The organism is Nocardioides sp. (assembly GCF_004803405.1).
GTDB classification, from domain to species: Bacteria; Actinomycetota; Actinomycetes; order Propionibacteriales; family Nocardioidaceae; genus Nocardioides; species Nocardioides vastitatis.
This window is the reverse complement of sequence record NZ_SSXI01000195.1, coordinates 1-4,532: the sequence shown is the minus strand read 5'-3', so window position 1 is coordinate 4,532 and position 4,532 is coordinate 1. Positions and strand designations below refer to the sequence as shown.

Below are 4,532 nucleotides of genomic sequence, written 5' to 3'. Positions count from 1 at the left end.
CGCGACCGCGTACGGCGCGTACGGCGCTGACGGCCGACCGCGTCGCCCGTTCGCGCTCAGAGGTTCTCGACGACCCAGTCGACGCACACGGTCAGCGCCGCGACGTCGGCCGGATCGACCGCGGGGTACATCGCGATCCGCAGCTGGTTGCGGCCCAGCTTGCGGTAGGGCTCGGTGTCCACGATCCCGTTGGCGCGCAGCACCTTCGCGACCTGCGCCGCGTCGATGGACTCCTCGAAGTCGATGGTGCCGATCACCAGCGAGCGGTGCGCCGGGTCGGTGACGTACGGCGTCGTGTACGACGTCCGCTCGGCCCAGCCGTACAGCGCGTCGGACGACGCCGTGGTGCGCTCCACCATGCCCTTGAGCCCACCCTGGCTGTTCATCCAGTCCAGCTGCTCGGCCATGAGGAAGAGGGTGGCGACCGACGGGGTGTTGTAGGTCTGGTTCTTCGCGGAGTTGTCGATCGCGGTCGGCAGGTCGAAGAACGCCGGGATGTGGCGCTCGCTCGCCGCGATCCTCGCCGCCCGGTCGAGCGCGGCCGGCGACATGATGGCGATCCAGAGGCCACCGTCGGAGGCGAAGCACTTCTGCGGGGCGAAGTAGTAGGCGTCCACCTGGGTCAGGTCGACCGGCAGTCCGCCGGCACCCGACGTCGCGTCGATCAGGACAAGCGAGCCCTCGTCGGCGCCCGCGGGACGCAGCACCGGAGCCATCACGGCGGTGGAGGTCTCGTTGTGGGCCCAGCCGTAGACGTCGACCCCGGCCTCGGCGACCGGCTCCGGGCAGCTGCCCGGGTCGCTCTTGATGACCGACGGGGCGTCCAGCCACGGCGCCTGCTCGGCCGCCTTGGCGAACTTCGAGGAGAACTCCCCGAAGCTCAGGTGCTGGGACTTCTTCTCGATCAGCCCGAAGGTCGCGATGTCCCAGAACGCCGTGGCGCCACCGTTGCCCAGGACGACCTGGTAGCCCTCGGGCAGCTCGAACAGGGCGGCCAAGCCCTCCCGCACGCGGCCCACCGTGTTCTTCACCGGCGCCTGGCGGTGCGAGGTGCCCATCAGGGAGTCGCCGGTCGCGGCGAGGGCGTCGAGGTGGCTGGTCTGGATCTTCGACGGGCCAGCGCCGAAACGGCCGTCGGCGGGCTTGAGGTCGGCCGGGATCTGCAGGTCGGTCATGAGCTGCCTTCGGGTTGAGATGTGGGCGTCCCTGACCACGCTGTCAGCGTCCTCATTGTTGCAGGCGTGTTGCCGTGCCCGGCAATCGAGTCGCCGGGTGAGCGGGCTGGTCACTACCCTGGGTACGTGCCCGGACCGGACCTCAAGGTGGTCGGCTACGACCATCCCGACGCCACCGCGCTGGTAGCGCGCGTCCAGCTCGAGTACGTCGAGCGCTACGGCAGTCCGGACGAGAGTCCGGTCGAGCCGTCGTACTTCGACCCGCCGGACGGCATCTTCCTCGTCGGGTACCTCGAAGGGGTGCCGGTCGCGAGCGGCGGCTGGCGCCGCTCACCCGTTCGGGTCCTCGACGGCACGAGCGCAGTGGAGATCAAGCGGATGTACGTCGTCCCCGAGCGCCGTGGCGAGGGCATCGCCCGGCTCGTGCTCACGGAGCTCGAGCGCACTGCCGCCGAGGCCGGACACGACCTGCTCGTGCTCGAGACCGGGCTGCGGCAGCCGGAGGCGATCGAGCTCTACCGGAGCAGCGGCTACGTCGAGGTTCCCGGCTTCGGTCACTACTGCGGCCAGGAGCTCTCCCGCTGCTTCGGCAGGCGGATCGACGGCGCGACCGGCTCCCCTAGGGCCCGACTCCTCAGGTAGCGCCCCGGGGGGCCGAGTGGAACGGCCTGCCTACTGCTCCACCTGGAGGACCCCGTGGGACTCGCCCGCGTCCGTAACCTCATCGTCCTGGCCGTCACCGCGGCGGTCCTGGCCACCGTGGTCACCGTTGCGTCGCCCGCCGCGGGCGCGCTGCCGGTCGACGACTACGCGCCGTACCAGCCCCAGACCCGCTGCGCGCCGAAGGCCAAACCCGGCACCGTCGTGCTCGGGCGCTGGGTGGAGCGGCGGTTCGGCGGCAACCTGGGCGGCATCTCGCGGCCGTGCCGCGTCGGGGGCCGATCAGAGCACAAGGAGGGCCGGGCCTTCGACTGGACGGTCAACGCGCGCAGGCCGGCGGACCGACGGCGGGTCCACCGCTTCCTGACCACCCTCTTCGCCACGGACGCGGCCGGCAACCCCGACGCGCTCGCCCGCAGGATGGGCGTGATGTACGTGATCTGGGACGACCGGATCTGGTCGGCGTGGAACGGCTTCCGCGCCGAGCCCTATCGGCACTCGGGCTGCAAGCGCCTCCGCCGCTGCTCGCCCACCCTGCGGCACCGCGACCACGTGCACGTCTCGATCACCCGGCAGGCCGCGCGCGGCCTGAACAGCTGGTACGTGGGTCGGGTGTGACGCGAGCCCCGCGACAGGACCGGGGGAGCGCCGGGTTCGTCATCGCGCGGGAACGGCGACGACCAGGTAGCGCTCGTCGCTGATGGGCCGCCCCCAGTAGGCGGGGTCGTCGAGCGGTCGGACCTCCGCGCGAAGTCCCGCTCCCTCAGCGAGCGCGACGGTCCGGGCGGCAGTGAGACCGACCCCGGAGGACCAACAGCCCTCCACAAGAACGACGCGACCGCGCGGCCGTAGCAGGGCGGACCACCGGGCGAGCGCCGTGGTGGGGTCGAGCATGGCCCACAGGACGTGGCGCGAGAGGACGACGTCGTACGACGCCAGAGGCAGCCGTGGCTCCGCCGCGTCACCCTCGGCGACCGTGGCCCCCTCGACGCCGGCGAGCTTGGCCCGCGCTCGGGCGACCATGGCGGGAGAGAAGTCGAGCCCGTCCACGGCGTACCCGGCCTCGGCGAGCAGCAGGGTCAGCGTTCCGGTGCCGCAGCCGAGGTCGACCACCCGCGCAGGGGCCGGCGGCAGCGTGTCGAGCATCAGCCGCAGCCAGGTCTCGCGGATCGCCGGATCGCTGAGCCCGTGGTCCGCCGGCTCATCGAAGCTCGCCGCCTCGGCGTCCCAGGTCGCGATGCGGGCGCCGAGGTGGTCCATGTCGTCGACGGTAGTCCTCGGATCTCCCAGCTCGGGCCGCAGAGCTCTCATTTCGGAGTCCCAGAACTCCCAACTCGCGGTCGGAGAGGTCCCAACTCGCGGGGTCAGACCGCCCAGTCGGCGTTCCAGCCCTCGATCTCGCTCGCGGGGCGGGCCGACGGACCGTTGTAGATCGCCGACGGACGGATCAGCCGGCCGGTCCGCTTCTGCTCGAGGATGTGGGCCGACCAGCCGCCGGTGCGCGCACAGGTGAACATCGAGGTGAACATGGTGGCCGGCACCTCGGCGAAGTCCAGGACGATCGCCGCCCAGAACTCGACGTTGGTCTCGAGGACGCGGTCGGGTCGGCGCTCGCGGAGCTCGGCCAGGGCAGCCTGCTCGAGCGCCTCTGCCACCTCGTAGCGGGGCGCGCCCAGCTCCTTGGCGGTCCGGCGCAGCACGCGGGCGCGGGGGTCCTCCGCTCGGTAGACCCGGTGGCCGAAGCCCATCAGGCGCTCACCGGAGTCGAGGAGCTTCTTCACGTAGGCGCGGGCGTCGCCACTCTGCTCGACGTCCTCGATCATGCCGAGCACGCGGGAGGGGGCGCCGCCGTGCAGCGGCCCGCTCATCGCGCCGATCGCCCCGGAGAAGGCGGCCGCGACGTCGGCGCCGGTGGAGGTGATGACCCGGGCGGTGAAGGTGGAGGCGTTCATGCCGTGCTCGGCGGCCGAGGACCAGTAGGCGTCGATGGCGTGGGCGTGCTTCGGGTCCGCCTCGCCCTTCCAGCGGATCAGGAACCTCTCCGCGAGCGTCCGTCCCTCGTCCACCATGCGCTGGGGGACGACCGGCTGGCCGAGCCCGCGGGCGGACTGACCCGCGTAGGACAGGACCATCACGGCGACGCGGGCGAGGTCGAGCCGCGCCTGCTCGTCGGAGATGTCGTAGGTCTGGCCGAAGCCGAAGGCGGGCGCGAGCATCGCGATCGCGGCCTGGACGTCGACTCGGACGTCACCGGTGTGCACCGGCAGGCTGAACGCCTCGGCGGGGGGCAGGCCCGGGGTGAAGGAGCCGTCGATGAGCAGGCCCCAGACGTTCTCGAACGGCACCCGGCCGGCCAGGTCCTCGATGTCCACGCCGCGGTAGCGGAGGGCCGAGCCTTCCTTGTCCGGCTCCGCGATCTGCGTCTCGAAGGCCACGACGCCCTCCAGACCGTGGTGTACCTCGGGCATCCGCGACTCCTTCGTCCGTCCAGGTCGCCGGCCGCTGCGCGTGGGCGCGGCCCGGCGAGGTCACCCGGCATTCTGCACCACCGCGGGCGGTGGCCGGCCTCGCGCCCTGGCCCCGGGGAGGTCAGGGCCCGGTCACGAGCGTGAGCAGGACGGTCACCAGGCCGTCGGCCGCCAGCCCGGCGCCCAACCCGATCGCGCCGCCGGTGGCCACGCACACCGCGAGCCCGCT

At 72.3% G+C, this 4,532-nt stretch carries 5 protein-coding genes; 2 read left to right on the top strand and 3 right to left on the bottom strand.

Translation table 11 applies throughout. The features are described from left to right. Positions 1 to 56: 56 nt before the first annotated feature. On the bottom strand, positions 57 to 1,175 hold the full coding sequence (gene serC, locus E7Z54_RS13640) for a phosphoserine transaminase (RefSeq protein WP_136434565.1): 1,119 nt from the start codon (positions 1,173 to 1,175) through the stop codon (positions 57 to 59). 126 nt (positions 1,176 to 1,301) lie between these two features. On the opposite strand from serC, the gene E7Z54_RS13635 reads away from it, so the two are divergent. Continuing rightward, the gene (locus E7Z54_RS13635) at positions 1,302 to 1,817 is read left to right on the top strand and encodes a GNAT family N-acetyltransferase (protein ID WP_168798324.1); all 516 of its coding nucleotides are present in this window, start codon (positions 1,302 to 1,304) and stop codon (positions 1,815 to 1,817) included. A gap of 54 nt (positions 1,818 to 1,871) precedes the next feature. Beyond that, positions 1,872 to 2,453 carry a hypothetical protein gene (locus E7Z54_RS13630; protein ID WP_136434563.1) on the top strand — a complete coding sequence of 194 codons (582 nt, stop codon included), beginning with the start codon at positions 1,872 to 1,874 and terminating at the stop codon, positions 2,451 to 2,453. 39 nt (positions 2,454 to 2,492) lie between these two features. Here E7Z54_RS13630 and E7Z54_RS13625 read toward each other — a convergent pair whose 3' ends face one another. Further along, positions 2,493 to 3,095 (bottom strand): class I SAM-dependent methyltransferase, encoded by a 603-nt coding sequence (locus tag E7Z54_RS13625; protein ID WP_136434561.1) that lies wholly within the window; start codon positions 3,093 to 3,095, stop codon positions 2,493 to 2,495. 104 nt (positions 3,096 to 3,199) lie between these two features. Further along, positions 3,200 to 4,303, bottom strand: coding sequence for a citrate synthase 2 (locus E7Z54_RS13620; RefSeq protein ID WP_136434559.1), 1,104 nt, complete (start codon positions 4,301 to 4,303; stop codon positions 3,200 to 3,202). Positions 4,304 to 4,532: the final 229 nt, after the last annotated feature.

What these genes read in the sequence shown, in the direction of transcription:
- E7Z54_RS13625 (WP_136434561.1), bottom strand. Translation starts at nt 3,095, where the DNA reads ATGGACCACCTCGGCGCCCGCATCGCGACCTGGGACGCCGAGGCGGCG.
- serC (WP_136434565.1), bottom strand. Translation starts at nt 1,175, where the DNA reads ATGACCGACCTGCAGATCCCGGCCGACCTCAAGCCCGCCGACGGCCGT.
- E7Z54_RS13620 (WP_136434559.1), bottom strand. Translation starts at nt 4,303, where the DNA reads ATGCCCGAGGTACACCACGGTCTGGAGGGCGTCGTGGCCTTCGAGACG.